The organism is Citrobacter sp. NCU1 (assembly GCF_010231475.1).
In the GTDB taxonomy this organism is placed as follows: Bacteria; Pseudomonadota; Gammaproteobacteria; order Enterobacterales; family Enterobacteriaceae; genus Citrobacter_D.
In genome coordinates, this window is the sequence record NZ_NRDO01000138.1 from 1 (window position 1) to 1,101 (window position 1,101).

A 1,101-nucleotide genomic window follows, 5' to 3' on the forward strand; every position below is an offset into this window, starting at 1 on the left:
CTCTCGTCCGGGTTGATCGTCGAGGTTGTAATTTTGATGACGTCTTTCAGATCGGCGAACAGCTTCTTCTCAATGGCATCTTTAAGCGGCTCATGCGAGGTGTACTCAAACTGCCGGCCGCGGCGCGCGAATGACGAGATTTTGATCAGAATTTCTTCGCGGAACGCCCGCTTCTGGTTCTCGGTCACGCCAATCTGCTCTTCAATGGAGCGCATCAGCTTCTCGTCCGGATCATGCTCTTCAGAGGTGAGCGGGTCCTTGATCTTATGACCGCTGCAGTAGGCCTCGACATTGTCCAGATAATTGTTGAGCATCGTGTGAGCCGATTCCTCGAACGAGTAGACAAAAGCGCGCTGCACCTCGGTCTTCGCTTTATGATCGTATTCCTTGCGGGCCTGCGTAATCAGATTCATCAGCCGCTCGCGTTCTTCTTTGGAGATCGAAGGATGCTGGTCGAGCCCCTCCTTGAGGGAGCGAAGCACATCCAGGGCGTTGATGCAGGACTTACCGCCTTTGATCAGTGCGCTGGAAATGCGGTTGATGACATAACGGGGATCGACCCCGGACATGCCCTCGTCGGGATGCTCCCGCCGCAGCTCGTCCACATCGCCCTTCTTCACGCCGTCGACTTCGACGCCGTCGTAGAGATACATTTTTTTGACAAGATCAATGCCGGGCTTTCTTGGTTCTTTGAGACGGGACATCACAGTGAAGACAGAGGCGGCAAAGAGCGCTCCGGGCGCCAGATGCACCTGATTGTTCAGGCCCGAGGCGTCAACGAGCTTGCGGTAAATCCGTTCTTCCTGGCTGGCTTTCAGATTATAGGGTATACGCATGACAATCATGCGGGAGTGGAGGGCTTCATTCTTCTTATTGGAGATAAATGCGCGGTATTCGGTTTCGTTCGTATGGGCTATGATCAGTTCGTCGGCGGAGATGAGCGCAAATCGTCCAGCTTTAAAATTGCCTTCCTGCGTCAATGAAAGCAAATTCCACAGAAACTTTTCATCGCATTTCAGAATTTCTTGAAATTCCATCAGGCCGCGGTTGGCCTTGTTAAGTTCGCCGTCAAAACGGTAGGCCCTGGGGTCGGATTCGGAG

The 1,101-nt window shown here is 53.1% G+C and carries 1 pseudogene; it reads right to left on the reverse strand.

The window, feature by feature from the left end:
* Positions 1-1,101: pseudogene (locus tag CJP72_RS24925) on the reverse strand (hypothetical protein); the annotation flags it as partial.